We start from the raw sequence: 13,719 nt of genomic DNA, 5'->3' as shown, positions 1-13,719 counted from the left end.
GGGCGAAGCGTGGCCAAGAAGCAAGGTGCCATCGAGATCGAGGGCACTGTCGTCGAGTCTCTTCCGAACGCCATGTTCAAGGTCGAGCTCCAGAACGGCCACCAGGTCCTGGCACACATCAGCGGCAAGATGCGCATGCACTACATCCGCATCCTCCCTGACGACCGGGTCGTGGTGGAGCTGTCTCCGTACGACCTGACGCGTGGCCGGATCGTCTACCGGTACAAGTAGATCTTGCCTGTGCCCCGCTCCCGCGGGGTGGTGGCACTGACCCGGAGAACCTCACCCAATGAAGGTCAAGCCGAGCGTCAAGAAGATCTGCGACAAGTGCAGGGTGATCCGCCGTCACGGTCGGGTCATGGTCATCTGCGAAAACCCGCGCCACAAGCAGCGCCAGGGCTGACGCACGACCAACCTTCTGCATCCGCAGATTCTTCGCGCGACGCAAGCAGTACATGTTCATACGCAGGGCCCGGATCCCGTGTTCAGCAAGGATCCGATACCCCCGGTCGGAGGCCGGGGACCCGGTTCGTACCGAATCCTGGAGTCCAAGAGTCTTTGGAGTCCGAGAGGACGGCGGGCGGGAGGCGGTTCTGCGGAAGACCTCCGAACGACAACTGGAGCCATTGAATGGCACGCGTTTCCGGTGTTGACATCCCGCGCGAAAAGCGCGTGGAGGTTGCCCTCACCTACGTGTTCGGCATCGGCCGGACCCTCTCGCAGAAGACGCTGGCCGAGACCGGCGTCAACCCGAACACCCGCGTTCGCGACCTCTCCGAGGAGGAGCTGGTCAAGATCCGCGAGTACGTGGACAACAACATCAAGACCGAGGGTGACCTCCGTCGTGAGGTTCAGGCCGACATCCGCCGCAAGGTGGAGATCGGCTGCTACCAGGGTCTGCGTCACCGTCGTGGCCTGCCCGTCCACGGTCAGCGCACCAGCACCAACGCCCGTACCCGCAAGGGTCCGCGTCGCGCCATCGCCGGTAAGAAGAAGCCGGGCAAGAAGTAGTCCGCAGCGGACTTCGCCGTCCAGCGGTCTTCGCTGTAGGACCGACCACCTCCCCGTAGGAGTTATAGATGCCCCCCAAGGGACGTCAGGGCGCTGCCAAGAAGGTGCGCCGCAAGGAAAAGAAGAACGTCGCTCACGGCCACGCGCACATCAAGAGCACGTTCAACAACACCATCGTTTCGATCACCGACCCGACCGGCAACGTGATCTCCTGGGCCTCCGCCGGCCACGTCGGCTTCAAGGGCTCGCGCAAGTCGACCCCCTTCGCCGCGCAGATGGCCGCCGAGTCGGCCGCCCGCCGCGCGCAGGAGCACGGCATGCGCAAGGTGGATGTGTTCGTCAAGGGCCCGGGTTCGGGTCGTGAGACCGCCATCCGTTCGCTGCAGGCGACCGGGCTCGAGGTCGGCTCCATCCAGGACGTCACGCCCACCCCGCACAACGGCTGCCGTCCGCCCAAGCGCCGTCGCGTCTGACCTGACGTACGGCTGCTTGGTTTGAGGATTTCGGGCGGTATGGCTCTTCGGAGTCGTATCGCCCGTACCCTTGTAACACAGTTTCCATATCGGGCTACCGCCCGGTGGCAGGGCGTCAAATAGCGGGCGCCCCTGACAGAAGGAACGCAACATGCTGATCGCTCAGCGTCCCTCGTTGACCGAAGAGGTCGTCGACGAATTCCGCTCCCGGTTCGTGATCGAGCCGCTGGAGCCGGGCTTCGGTTACACCCTCGGCAACTCCCTGCGTCGTACTCTCCTGTCGTCGATCCCCGGAGCTGCTGTCACCAGCATCCGCATCGACGGTGTCCTGCACGAGTTCACCACCGTGCCGGGCGTCAAGGAGGACGTCACCGACCTGATCCTCAACATCAAGCAGCTGGTCGTGAGCAGTGAGCACGACGAGCCCGTGGTGATGTACCTGCGCAAGCAGGGGCCGGGTCTGGTGACCGCCGCCGACATCGCGCCGCCGGCCGGTGTCGAGGTGCACAACCCGGATCTGGTTCTTGCCACGCTCAACGGCAAGGGCAAGCTGGAGATGGAGCTCACGGTCGAGCGTGGCCGTGGTTACGTCTCCGCCGTGCAGAACAAGCAGGTGGGCCAGGAGATCGGCCGTATCCCGGTCGACTCCATCTACTCGCCGGTTCTGAAGGTCACGTACAAGGTCGAGGCCACGCGTGTCGAGCAGCGCACCGACTTCGACAAGCTGATCGTCGACGTCGAGACCAAGCAGGCGATGCGGCCGCGTGACGCCATGGCGTCCGCCGGTAAGACGCTGGTCGAGCTGTTCGGGCTTGCCCGTGAGCTCAACATCGACGCCGAGGGCATCGACATGGGTCCGTCCCCCACGGACGCCGCCCTCGCCGCCGATCTGGCGCTGCCGATCGAGGAGCTTGAGCTCACCGTTCGGTCGTACAACTGCCTCAAGCGTGAGGGCATCCACAGCGTGGGTGAGCTCGTGGCTCGTTCCGAGGCCGACCTGCTCGACATTCGTAACTTCGGTGCGAAGTCGATCGACGAGGTCAAGGCGAAGCTGGCCGGTATGGGCCTGGCGCTCAAGGACAGCCCGCCCGGATTCGACCCGACCGCTGCCGCCGACGCCTTTGGCGCCGACGACGACGCGGACGCCGGTTTCGTGGAGACCGAGCAGTACTAGTCGCTCCGCGAGTAGGCCGGATTTTTGGCTGCGGGTCCGCTGTGGGTGGTCGCTCCCCCACTCTCGGCTTCGCTCGAGCGGGGGGACCCCCATCGCGGCGGAGCCGCAAATTGATACAGCCCCGCGCCCCTTTGGGGCGCGGACCCTCCGGGCGCCTTGAAAAAGGCGCCCGGATCTCCGACAGGCGGCCGCCTGCTCGGATACTGACCCCGGTACCTCATACGGCCGGGGCAGACACCTAGGAGAAACACAAATGCCGAAGCCCACCAAGGGTGCCCGTCTGGGCGGCAGTGCCGCGCACGAGAAGCTGCTTCTTGCGAACCTTGCGAAGGCGCTTTTCGAGCACGGCCGGATCACCACCACCGAGGCGAAGGCCCGCCGTCTGCGGCCGTACGCCGAGCGTCTGGTCACCAAGGCGAAGAAGGGCGACCTTCACAACCGCCGCCAGGTGCTCCAGGTCATCACGGACAAGAGCATCGTGCACACGCTCTTCACCGAGATCGGCCCGCGGTACGAGAACCGTCCGGGTGGCTACACCCGCATCACCAAGATCGGTAACCGTCGGGGCGACAACGCGCCCATGGCTGTCATCGAGCTGGTGGAGGCCTTGACCGTGGCCCAGGAGGCCACCGGTGAGGCGGAGGCGGCGACCAAGCGTGCCGTCAAGGAGGACGCCTTCAAGAAGGAGGACACCCTCCAGAAGGAAGACGTTCTCAAGAAGGACGAGGCCGCTGAGGCCGAGGCCGAAGAGGTCGTCGAGGACGCGAAGCCGGCTGCTGCCGAGGGCGACGAGTCCAAGGACGCCTGAGGTTTCACCTCGCGTCGTGCGGGTCCGCCCCTGAGGGGGCGGGCCCGTTTTCGTGTCCCTGAAAGGATCCAGGTGTGAGTGACGAGGTAGAGCCCGGGTTCGTACGGGTGCGGCTTGATCTTTCGTATGACGGGAGCGCGTTTTCCGGTTGGGCCAAGCAGGCCGGAGGGCGGCGGACCGTGCAGGGGGAGGTCGAGGATGCGCTGCGTACGGTGACTCGGTCGCGGGAGACGACGTACGAGCTGACCGTGGCGGGGCGGACCGATGCCGGGGTGCATGCCCGGGGTCAGGTGGCGCACGTCGATCTGCCCGAGGGGCTGTGGGCCGAGCATCGGGAGAAGCTGCTCAAGCGGCTGGCCGGGCGGTTGCCGAAGGATGTGCGGGTTTGGTCCGTGAGGGAGGCGCCGAGCGGCTTCAACGCCCGTTTCTCGGCGATCTGGCGGCGGTACGCCTATCGCGTCACCGACAACCCGGGTGGCGTCGATCCTCTGCTGCGCAGCCACATCCTCTGGCACGACTGGCCGCTCGACGTCGGCGCCATGAACGAGGCGGCGCGGTCCCTGCTCGGAGAGCACGACTTCGCGGCGTACTGCAAGAAGCGGGACGGGGCGACCACCATTCGTACGCTCCAGGAGCTGAGCCTTGCGCGGGGGGCGGACGGGGTGATTACCGCCACAGTGCGGGCCGATGCCTTCTGCCACAACATGGTGCGGTCGTTGATCGGGGCGCTGCTGTTCGTAGGCGACGGGCACCGCGCTGCCGACTGGCCGGGGAAGGTGCTCGCCGCCGGGGTCCGGGACTCGGCGGTGCATGTCGTACGGCCGCACGGGCTGACGCTGGAAGAGGTCGGGTACCCGGCGGACGACCTCCTGGCGGCGCGGAACAAGGAGGCGCGGAACCGGCGGTCGTTGCCCGGGGCGATGGGGTGCTGCTGAGTGAGAAGGCGTGTCTTATGCCCGCTGTTGCGGGCACGGAAACCCCTGCGTAACACGTATGTTCGGGCGTAACTACTGAAACTCGGTTACGATGCCGCTGCTCGGCCTTGGGTTCGATCAGGTAGTGGCCGGGCTTGGGTGGGGGTAACGGGCTCGACCGGCCCGGGGGGTTTGTGCATGAGTGCAGTGGGGACTGCTCCTGTTCCGCAGAACGGACGTCGCAGGCGGGCGCCGCAGAGTCATGGGCTGCTGCCGCAGCCGCCGGACGACGCGGAGAAGTACTCGTACGCGCGCCGGTACCTGTGGGTGCTGACGATCGGCTCGCTGATCAGCTTCGCGTGCCTGGCGATGAGCCAGTTTCTGTTCACGGCGTCGAGCCCGTGGTTCTGGCTGACGCTGCCGCTGCTGGCGTTCATCATCGCGGACTATCTGATCTCGCTGTATCTCGACGGGCTCAGCAAGGACTTCGACATCAAGGGGCACAAGCGGCTCGTCCGCCGGTGGCAGCCCGCCGTGTACCCGAGCGTGGACATCTTCCTGCCGGTGTGCGGTGAGCCGATCGAGGTGCTGCACAACACCTGGGTCCATGTGAACCGGCTCGCGGCCAGCTACCAGGGCGAGGTGAAGACGTACGTCCTCGACGACGCCGCCGAGGACGAGGTCGGGGCCATGGCGCACGACTTCGGCTTCCACTACGTGGTGCGGCCCAACCGGGGCTGGTTCAAGAAGGCCGGCAACCTCAACCACGCCTTCGAGAAGACCGACGGCGACCACATACTCATCCTGGACGCCGACTTCGCGCCGCGCGCCGATCTGCTCGACGAGCTGCTGCCGTACATGGACGACGACCCGAAGATCGGCATCGTGCAGTCGCCGCAGTTCTTTCGCATCGTCGACCGGCAGAACTGGATCGAGCGCGGGGCCGGCGCGGTGCAGGAGCAGTTCTACCGCTCCGTGCAGACCTCCCGGGAGGACAAGGACGGGTCCATCTGCGTGGGCTCCTGCGCGATCTACCGGCGTGAGGCCCTGGCGCAGATCGGCGGCATCACGCTGATCGAGCACTCCGAGGACATGTACACCGGCTTCGACCTGCGGGCCCTCGGCTGGAAGCTGCGCTACGTGCCGGTCGCCCTGTCCGCGGGGGTGTGCCCCGACACGGCCGGTGCCTTCCACAACCAGCAGTATCGCTGGTGCATGGGCTCGCTGGAGCTGCTGACCAGCAAGCGGTTCTGGGAGATGGACCTGAAGTTCCAGACGCGGCTGTGCTACGTCTCGGGCTTCCTCTACTACCTGCAGACCGCGCTCGCCACGTTCATCGCGCCCGTCATCCCGCTCGCGCTGATGATCCTGCGCCCCGATCTGCTGCGGGCCGAGGCCGCGCTGTGGGTGCTGCCGAGTGTCGCGTACGTGACGCTGGTGCTGCCGCTGTGGCACCGGGCGCCGTACCGGCTCGAGGCCTGGTCCGTCCGGATCATGTACGGGTGGTCGCATGTCTTCGCGATCTGGGACGTGCTGCGCGGCCGTCCGATGGGCTGGAAGCCCACGGGTTCGGACGGCGCCAAGAAGAACGGCATGCGCCGCTACTGGAACTGCATGATCTTCTGGACCGGCGGCACCGCCCTGGTCTGGATCGTCGTCGCCGCCTGGCGCATGCTCACCCTCTATCCGCCGGACTTCGCGCTGATGCTGTCGGCCGGGCTGTTCTACGCGATGGTCGTCGGTCGCGTCCTCGTACAGCCCCGTGGCCAGGAGGCGCAGGAAGCGACCGCATGACTTTCTCCGTACGCTCCGTCCACGCACTCCGGCCCGTGCGGGCGCTCGCCGCCGCACTGCTGGCCGGTGCGCTGCTCGCCGGATGCAGCACCTTCTCCGAGGAGGGCCGCGACCAGTACGAGCGCAGCCAGGGCGAGCAGCCGGACGCCGATCCCTCCGCCGAGGAGAGCGAGTCCGCGAAGCCGGAGCCGCCGTACGACGTCCGGCCGCTGCTGAAGCCGGACAAGGACTACCTGGGGCTTGCCGCCGACGGTGCCCCCGCCAAGATGACCGCCGTCAAGGACTTCGCCGAGAAGGCGGGCAAGAAGCCCAACCTCATCGAGTTCTACTCGGCCTGGGGCGACCAGTACGAGACGCGTCTGGTGCAGAACTCCTGGGACTACGGCGCGGTGTCCTTCATCGCCTGGGAGCCCTTCGAGACGAGCCTGAAGGACATCGCCGGCGGCAAGGAAGACGAGTACATCCGCGAGTACGCGCGCTCCGTCAAGGAGCTGAACCTGCCCGTGGCGATCAGCTGGGCGCACGAGATGAACGGCTTCTGGTACCCGTGGGGCACCAAGAAGGCCACGGCCGCGCAGTTCACCGCCGCGTACAAGCACATCCACGACATCTTCGCGGACGAGGGCGCGACGCAGGTCATCTGGGTGTGGAGCCCGAACGTCACGCATCCGATGCCGAAGGTGAAGCTCGAGCCGTACTGGCCGGGCGACGAGTACGTCGACTGGGTCGGTGTGGTCGGCTATTACGCGGCCACCGGCCCCTCGACGTACCAGTCGCTCTACGGGCCGACGATGACCCAGATACGTACCTTCACGAAGAAACCGTTCATCATTGCGGAGACCGCCGCGCAGGCGGGTGAGCGCAAGCCGGCCGACATCAAGGACCTCTTCCAGGGGACGGCGAAGCGCGAGGACGTCATCGGGTTCGTCTGGTTCAACTTCGACAAGGAGACCGACTGGCGCATCAACAGCGGTCCGCTGTCCCAGAAGACCTTCCGGGAGCAGGCCCAGAGCCAGAGCTTCGGATTCGATGTGACCAAGCCATGACGGACCGACGCACGCCCACCTGGGCGGAGGACTCGGAGCTGCGCGGCGGGGAGTACGAGCGCCCGTACGCGTACGAGCAGGGGAATCAACAGGGCTACGGGCAGGGGCAGCAGCAGTCCTCGTACGGGCACGGGAACCAGCAGCAGCCGTACGACCAGGGGGGTCAGCAGCCCTATCAGGGCAATCAGCAGCCTTACGGGCAGGGGAACCAGCAGCCGTACGCGCAGGCCGGGCAGCAGCCGTACGGGCAAGGGAACCAGCAGCCGTACGGGCAAGGGAACCAGCAGTCTTACCCGCAGGCGCAGCAGCGGCAGGTCGCGAACGAGAGCCTGCGGCAGTACGTGCAGAGCGCTCCGCCTCCCGTGTACCCGACCTATCCCATGTACGACGAGGACGCCGCGGGCGGGCGGCAGCTGACCGAGACCGGTACCTGGCGGTTCAACGGGCGGACGTCCGAATACCTGGACCAGGTGACGTTCCAGATCTACGCGCCCTTCGACCCGTACGCGCGCTACACCGCGGTCGAGCCGGAGCCCGAGGCGCAGGCGCAGCCGGAGAAGCCGGGGTACACGCTGCCGGCTGTGCCCGAGTCCTCGTGGTCGGTGGACACCCGGCGCAGCAAGCTGCTGGGGCGTGGGGTGCTGCTGTTCATCCTGCTCGTGCAGGCGGGGCTGTCCCTGCGCCTCAAGGGGACGGCCTTCCAGGACGAGGCGCTGTACGTCGCGTCCGGCCACTATGAGCTGGCCAACCTGCTGCACGGCACAAAACTGCCGGTCGACTTCGCGGCCTACTTCTCCGGGCATCCCAAGCTGTACCCGGTGCTCGCGGCGATCGTGGACAGCCGGTTCGGGCTGACCGGCGTACGGCTGGTGAGCCTGCTGTTCATGCTGGGGTCCACGGGGCTGCTCTACTCGCTCACCCGGCGGCTGTTCAACCTCCGTGCGGCGCTCGGTGCCGCCGCGCTGTTCTCGGTGATCCAGTCGACGAGCGTGCTCGGCAACTTCGCCACGTACGACGCCGCCGCGGTCTTCCTGCTCGCGCTCTCGGCCTGGGCGGTGGTGCGAACCGACCGGATGAGCGCCTTCGCGGTGCTGCTCGCGGCACCGCCGGCTGCGCTCGCCTTCGGGGTGAAGTACGCCTCCGGGCTCTATCTGCCGACCCTCGTCCTCCTCGCCGTGATCACCGCGCACCGGCACCGCGGCATCCGAGCGCTGGGCCGGGGAGTGGTGCTGGGCACGGGTGTCGTCGCCCTCCTCGGTGTCGGCTACTACTTCTCCGGACCGCTGGGCGGCATCAGCTCCACCACCACCGACCGCGCGAAAGGCCAGGACACCGCGGCGACGATGCTCCAGCACAGCGCGGAGTGGGGAGGTCTTGTCTTCCTGGCCGCGCTGGGCGGCTCGATCGCGTACGTGATCCGCGGCCGCATGGGCGAGATGCCATGGATCGGCGCCGCCACCCCGGGCCGCTGGCGGCGCGCCTTGCTCGGCCTGCTGCTGACCGGCACCGCGCTGCTCGCCCCCGCGTACCAGATCCACCTCCAGACCGAGATCTCGCTCTACAAGCACGTCGGCTTCGGCCTGCTCTTCGCGGCGCCGATGGCAGGACTCGGCATGGCCCGCCTGGTCGGCCCGCACTTCCGGCATCCGCAGCTCGGGATCCTGCTGTACGTCCTTGTGCTGGTGTTCGGCATGGTCCAGGCGCAGCGGGCGTACAGCTTCCCGGACTCCACGGAGATGATCGCGTACATGCGCAAGGTGGTCGACAAGAAGGGTGAGTACCTGGCCGAGGAGCAGGAGGTCCCGGGCTACTACCTGCGGGACAAGACGGACTGGCGGCAGTGGCAGAACTCCTACTTCATGGACTACCGCGGCAAGAAGGACAAGAAGCAGTACTCCGGCCCCGAAGCATTCCGGCAGGCAGTCCGTGAGGGGCACTTCGAAGCGATCGTGATGCACGGCGGGGTGAGTCCCGACACGTACAAGGCGGTCAAGGAGGGGCTGAAGGGCAACTCCCACTACCGGCTGGCCGCCGTCTTCCCCTTCACCACTAGCAGCGGTGAGCACGCCTACCGGATTTGGGTGAAGCGATGACTGTCAATGCCTCCACTCCGTACGGCGGCGGACATCCCGATGCTTCCGGCCATGATCCTTACGCGGGTCAGGGCGGTTACTACGCGGGTCAGGGCGGCTACTACGCGGCTCAGGGGACGTATGCCGGTCAGGGCGCCTACGCCCAGCCCGGTGGGTACGCCGACTCTGGCACATACGCCGGCCCTGGTACGTACGCGGATCCCGGCTCGTACGCCCAGCCCGGCCAGGACACTTACACCCCCGAGCCCTCTCCGGTCGTGCCGCCCCCGGCCCGGCCCCGCCGACCCGAGCAGGAGTCCAAGGCGGAGGAGCCCGAGGCCGCCGACGAGGAGCCCGACGAGCCGGAAGGCGGGCGGCTCGCCGGTGTGCTGACCTTCCTGGTGCCCACGGCGCTCGCCTTCGCCATGATCTGGCGCGGGATCGGCGAGCGGCAGCTGTGGCGGGACGAGCACGCCACCTGGTGGGCGGCGACGCTGTCGTTCCACGACCTGAGCATGCTGATCCGTTCCATCGACGTGGTGTTCACGCCGTACTACGTGCTCATGCACGCCTGGATCGCCGTCGCCGGCGACTCACCGACGGCGATGCGGATCCCCGGGGCGGTGGCCATGGCGGCCTCGGCCGGTCTGCTCGCCCTGCTCGGGCGGCGGCTGTTCACCACGCAGGCGGGGCTGCTCGCAGGGCTGGCCTTCGCCGTCGTCCCCGCGACGACGCGGTACGGGCAGGAGATCCGGCCGTACGCCTTCGCGGTGGCGGCCGTGCTGCTCTCGACGTGGCTGCTCGCTCGGGCGCTGGACAAGCCGTCGTTCAAGGTGTGGGTCGCCTACACGCTGTCGGTGCCGCTGATCGGCTGGAGCCATCTGGCTTCGATGGCGGTGCTCGGCGCGCATCTGGTGATGATCCTGATCGCGCGGCGCGAGGGTGACAAGATCGTTGGCTGGGCCTATGCCGCCGCCTGCACCCTGGGTCTGTGTTTCGTCATCCCCATGGCCGTCTCGGGATCGGGGCAGAGCGGGCAGATCGCCTGGAACAACCCGGTGCTCAGAGACCTGATCGAGTTCCCGAAGAACCTCTTCGGATCCTGGGCGGTGGCCGTGCCGGTGATGGCGCTCGGCACGCTCGGACTGCTCTTCGCGGGCAAGCGGGCTCTCGCGCTGGCCGTCTGGATCGTGCTGCCGCCGCTGGCCACGTACGTCACAGCCGCGCAGCTCCATCTCTTTCTGCCGCGCTATCTGCTGTTCACGGCGCCCGCGTGGGTGCTGCTCGCGGCCGTGGCCGTGTGCCGGCTCGCCGGTCCGGTCGCCGGGGCGAAGGCCGGTTCCGGGGCGGCGGTGCGGCGCGGCTTCGGCTGGGTGCTCGCTGCGGCGGCGGTCGCCGGGCTCGCCTTCCAGGCGCAGCCGGGCATCCGTGAGACCCGCGTGAACGCGCTGGGCGAGCCGGACTTCCGCGGCGCCGCCCGGATCATCGAGGACGGGCAGAAGAAGGGCGACGGCATCGTCTTCAGCGGTGTGATGGCCGAACGCCGGGCCATGGACTACGAGTTGCGCGACAATGCCGGCCGCCCGAAGGACTGGCTGATGTACCGCACTCCGCAGGAGCTGGGCTCGTTCGGCGCCGCCGAGTGCCCCAAGCCCGCGCAGTGCCTGGCGAAGGCCGACCGCCTGTGGCTCGTCGCGACGACGCTCGACGGGAATCCGTTCAGCGGCATGCCGAAGCAGACGGCGACCGCGATCCAGAAGAGCTTCCGCACCGTGAAGACGCGGAAGCTGGACAGTCTCCAGCTCGTGCTCCTCGAAAGGACACGCGCGGCGACCGACGACTCGTCCGATGAAAAGGACGACGCCGGCAAGCGCAAGGTGCACACCTGAGCTGGTTTGGTACGGGCGCCGGGAAGGCCCGCGCCCGTGGGGGTCCCTGCAAGGGACATGGGGAGGGAAAAGGGAAATGGTGTACGACGTGGGGGCGGACGTGGCGGTCACCGTGGTGATGCCTACGTACAACGAAGCCGCCAACCTGCCGAGAATGGCCGAGGCGGTGCTCCAACTGCCGCTCTACGGGCTGCACTTGAAGATCGTGGACGACTCCAGTCCGGATGGTACAGGACGGATGGCCGAGGAGCTGGCGGAGAAGTACAACTGGGACGGGCGGCGCCGGATGAGCGTGCTGCACCGGACCGAGAAGGACGGCCTCGGGCGCGCGTACGTGGCGGGCATGAGCGCCGCCGTCGACGAAGGCGCCGAGTACGTCGTGCAGATGGACGCCGACGGCAGCCACCCCGTGGAAGCGGTCCCACGGATGCTCGGCACCGCCGTGGCCTCCGGTGTCGGCCTGGTCATCGGCAGCCGGTACGTCGAGGGCGGCTCGCTCGACGAGGACTGGGGCGCACACCGTGTACTGCTGTCCCGCTTCGCGAACCGCTACGCGCGCACCGTGCTCGGCACGAAGATCCGCGACATCACGGCCGGCTTCAACCTCTGGTCGGCCAGGACCCTGCAGGATGTGGACCTGCACTCCCTGGACAGCGCGGGCTACAGCTTCCAGGTCGAGCTCAAGTACAAGGCCGTACGCGCCGGTCACAGCGCCGTCGAGATCCCGATCCGCTTCGAGGAGCGTACCGAGGGTGTCTCGAAGATGACCTTGCGTACGCAGCTGGAGTCGGCGGTGGTGCCGGTGCGACTGCGGTTGAAGCACAAGTAGCGAACGGGGCTGGTTGCCGGCGGTGGTCGCTCAGCCGCCGCCTTCCAGCTGCCCGCCTGCCGGCCGACGCCTGCTCAACTCCCCGCGGCTGACTACTCGTTGGCCGCGGCCGTAGCCTGGGCCTCCCCGCGGCGGCGGATCTGACGGAAGGAGAACTCCGCGAGGTCGTCGCCGGTGGAGAAGACCTTGGTGTCCTTCTGGGTGACGTCCTTGCCGTTGGTGAAGCCGGCGACCGTGAAGTAGGCGTAGCGGCCGTACGAGTTGGTCGTCGAGCGGCAGACGGCCGAGCGACAGAACTCGGGGACGCCGTCGCCCGACAGTGACTGGACGACACTCTTGTCGTCGGAGTCGTCCTTGGCCTTCGTCGCCTGGGCCTCGGTGTCGAAGACGGCCACGCCGACGGTCACCGCCACACCGTCCAGGGAGTACGTGACGCGCATCAGCCGCGTGCAGTCGTTCTTCGTGAGGACCGTGCCGAGCGTGCCCTGGGCGGCCGACGCGCAGTCCTTCGTGGACGCGGTCTTGCCCTTCTCGTAGCGGCTCTCGCCCATGGTCAGCCGCGAACCGGGGAACAGAATGTCCGGGCTGAGCGGAGCCGTGTCCTTCTGCTTGCTGGAGATGAAGTCCTTCGGGTCCAGCGGGGGAGGCGCCGAGGTCTCCGCGAACGACGGCTCGGGGCCGGTGGTGTCCGGCGGGATGTCCGAGGAGGCGGGCAGCTCGGAGGCAGGCCGGTTCGCCGCCTGGCCGTTGTCGCCGTCGGCCGAGACCACGGCCACGGCGACGGCCGCGCCTATCGCGACGGTGGCGAGCGCGCCACCGCCGACCATCAGCCACCTGCGCCGCCTGTTGCGCGACTCGGACGCCTCGGCGAGCGCCGCCCAGTCGGGGGTCTGGCTGCCCCACTGCGGCGGCTGAGAACCCGATCCCCCGGGACCCCACTGAGGTCCCCCCTGCCCAAAGCTCATGGGGCGCATCTTAGACGGGACAAGGGGTGTACTGGTCCCACACCAGTAACAGCGCCAACTCTCGCTGCTCGCGCGTTTTGACCCGTGTGGGCCGCCGGAGCTATTCTTGCCCTTCGTTATGTGTATTGGCTTGCTCATTCTCACGTGAGAGGCCCTTACACCGGTCCACCGGGGCCGATGACCAGCGATCTGCATGCGGTTGCGTCGCCGCCGTGCGGTCAGGGCTGTCGTGATCGTCCGTGGTGGCCTTGTCAGGACCCACTCACTGAAGAAGCGAAGGCTACGAACCGTGCGTACGTACAGCCCCAAGCCCGGCGACATCACTCGCCAGTGGCATGTCATCGATGCCCGGGACGTCGTTCTCGGCCGTCTGGCGACCACCGCCGCCACCCTTCTGCGGGGCAAGCACAAGCCGATCTACGCTCCGCACGTCGACGCTGGTGACTTCGTCATCATCATCAACGCGGACAAGGTCCACCTGTCCGGCAACAAGCGGACCCAGAAGCTGGCCTACCGCCACTCCGGGTACCCGGGTGGTCTGCGCTCCGTCCGTTACGACGAGCTGCTGGACAAGAACCCCGAGAAGGCTGTGGAGAAGGCCGTCAAGGGCATGCTCCCGAAGAACTCGCTGGGCCGTCAGATGCTCTCGAAGCTGAAGGTCTACAAGGGTGACCAGCACCCGCACGGCGCGCAGCAGCCGCAGCCGTACGAGATCACCCAGGTCGCGCAGTAAGTCCGGCCACC

14 protein-coding genes are annotated in these 13,719 nt (G+C 67.6%); 13 read left to right on the top strand and 1 reads right to left on the bottom strand.

Annotated elements, in window-relative coordinates; genetic code table 11:
* Positions 1-9 precede the first annotated feature (9 nt).
* The 12 genes from infA to ABD357_RS18525 all read left to right on the top strand — a co-directional run bounded on the left by infA (position 10) and on the right by ABD357_RS18525 (position 12,010).
* Positions 10-231: a translation initiation factor IF-1 gene (gene infA / locus ABD357_RS18580; protein WP_003948620.1), complete on the top strand. Its 222-nt coding sequence runs from the start codon at positions 10-12 to the stop codon at positions 229-231.
* Between the two features lie 58 nt (positions 232-289).
* On the top strand, positions 290-403 hold the full coding sequence (gene rpmJ, locus ABD357_RS18575; protein ID WP_003998809.1) for a 50S ribosomal protein L36: 114 nt from the start codon (positions 290-292) through the stop codon (positions 401-403).
* 227 nt (positions 404-630) lie between these two features.
* On the top strand, positions 631-1,011 hold the full coding sequence (gene rpsM, locus ABD357_RS18570) for a 30S ribosomal protein S13 (RefSeq protein ID WP_119102568.1): 381 nt from the start codon (positions 631-633) through the stop codon (positions 1,009-1,011).
* 68 nt (positions 1,012-1,079) lie between these two features.
* Positions 1,080-1,484, top strand: a complete 405-nt coding sequence (gene rpsK / locus ABD357_RS18565) for a 30S ribosomal protein S11 (protein ID WP_003948617.1) — start codon at positions 1,080-1,082, stop codon at positions 1,482-1,484.
* 151 nt (positions 1,485-1,635) lie between these two features.
* Positions 1,636-2,658, top strand: coding sequence for a DNA-directed RNA polymerase subunit alpha (locus ABD357_RS18560; RefSeq protein WP_003966937.1), 1,023 nt, complete (start codon positions 1,636-1,638; stop codon positions 2,656-2,658).
* A gap of 253 nt (positions 2,659-2,911) precedes the next feature.
* Positions 2,912-3,466: a 50S ribosomal protein L17 gene (gene rplQ / locus ABD357_RS18555; RefSeq protein WP_344391410.1), complete on the top strand. Its 555-nt coding sequence runs from the start codon at positions 2,912-2,914 to the stop codon at positions 3,464-3,466.
* Positions 3,467-3,540: 74 nt separating this feature from the next.
* The gene (gene truA, locus ABD357_RS18550) at positions 3,541-4,401 is read left to right on the top strand and encodes a tRNA pseudouridine(38-40) synthase TruA (RefSeq protein WP_344391409.1); all 861 of its coding nucleotides are present in this window, start codon (positions 3,541-3,543) and stop codon (positions 4,399-4,401) included.
* 177 nt (positions 4,402-4,578) lie between these two features.
* On the top strand, positions 4,579-6,174 hold the full coding sequence (locus tag ABD357_RS18545; protein ID WP_344391408.1) for a glycosyltransferase family 2 protein: 1,596 nt from the start codon (positions 4,579-4,581) through the stop codon (positions 6,172-6,174).
* Complete coding sequence (locus ABD357_RS18540; protein WP_344391406.1) at positions 6,171-7,220, top strand: glycoside hydrolase family 26 protein; 1,050 nt, start codon at positions 6,171-6,173, stop codon at positions 7,218-7,220. Before ABD357_RS18545 ends, ABD357_RS18540 begins: the two co-directional genes overlap by 4 nt.
* Complete coding sequence (locus tag ABD357_RS18535) at positions 7,217-9,313, top strand: ArnT family glycosyltransferase (RefSeq protein ID WP_344391405.1); 2,097 nt, start codon at positions 7,217-7,219, stop codon at positions 9,311-9,313. Before ABD357_RS18540 ends, ABD357_RS18535 begins: the two co-directional genes overlap by 4 nt.
* Positions 9,310-11,181 carry a glycosyltransferase family 39 protein gene (locus ABD357_RS18530; protein WP_344391404.1) on the top strand — a complete coding sequence of 624 codons (1,872 nt, stop codon included), beginning with the start codon at positions 9,310-9,312 and terminating at the stop codon, positions 11,179-11,181. The genes ABD357_RS18535 and ABD357_RS18530 overlap by 4 nt, the downstream gene beginning before the upstream one ends.
* Positions 11,182-11,257: 76 nt before the next feature.
* Positions 11,258-12,010, top strand: coding sequence for a polyprenol monophosphomannose synthase (locus tag ABD357_RS18525; protein WP_344391401.1), 753 nt, complete (start codon positions 11,258-11,260; stop codon positions 12,008-12,010).
* 92 nt (positions 12,011-12,102) lie between these two features.
* Here the strand turns inward: ABD357_RS18525 and ABD357_RS18520 are convergent, their stop codons facing one another.
* Positions 12,103-12,975 carry a hypothetical protein gene (locus tag ABD357_RS18520; RefSeq protein ID WP_344391400.1) on the bottom strand — a complete coding sequence of 291 codons (873 nt, stop codon included), beginning with the start codon at positions 12,973-12,975 and terminating at the stop codon, positions 12,103-12,105.
* 289 nt (positions 12,976-13,264) lie between these two features.
* Here ABD357_RS18520 and rplM point away from each other — a divergent pair, with 289 nt between their 5' ends.
* Positions 13,265-13,708 (top strand): 50S ribosomal protein L13, encoded by a 444-nt coding sequence (gene rplM / locus ABD357_RS18515; protein ID WP_344391399.1) that lies wholly within the window; start codon positions 13,265-13,267, stop codon positions 13,706-13,708.
* The last annotated feature ends 11 nt before the right edge of the window (positions 13,709-13,719 follow it).

It is taken from the genome of Streptomyces vastus (assembly GCF_039532825.1).
In the GTDB taxonomy this organism is placed as follows: Bacteria; Actinomycetota; Actinomycetes; order Streptomycetales; family Streptomycetaceae; genus Streptomyces; species Streptomyces vastus.
Note: the sequence above shows the minus strand (reverse complement) of the source record. Positions and strands in the feature narration are given on the sequence as shown.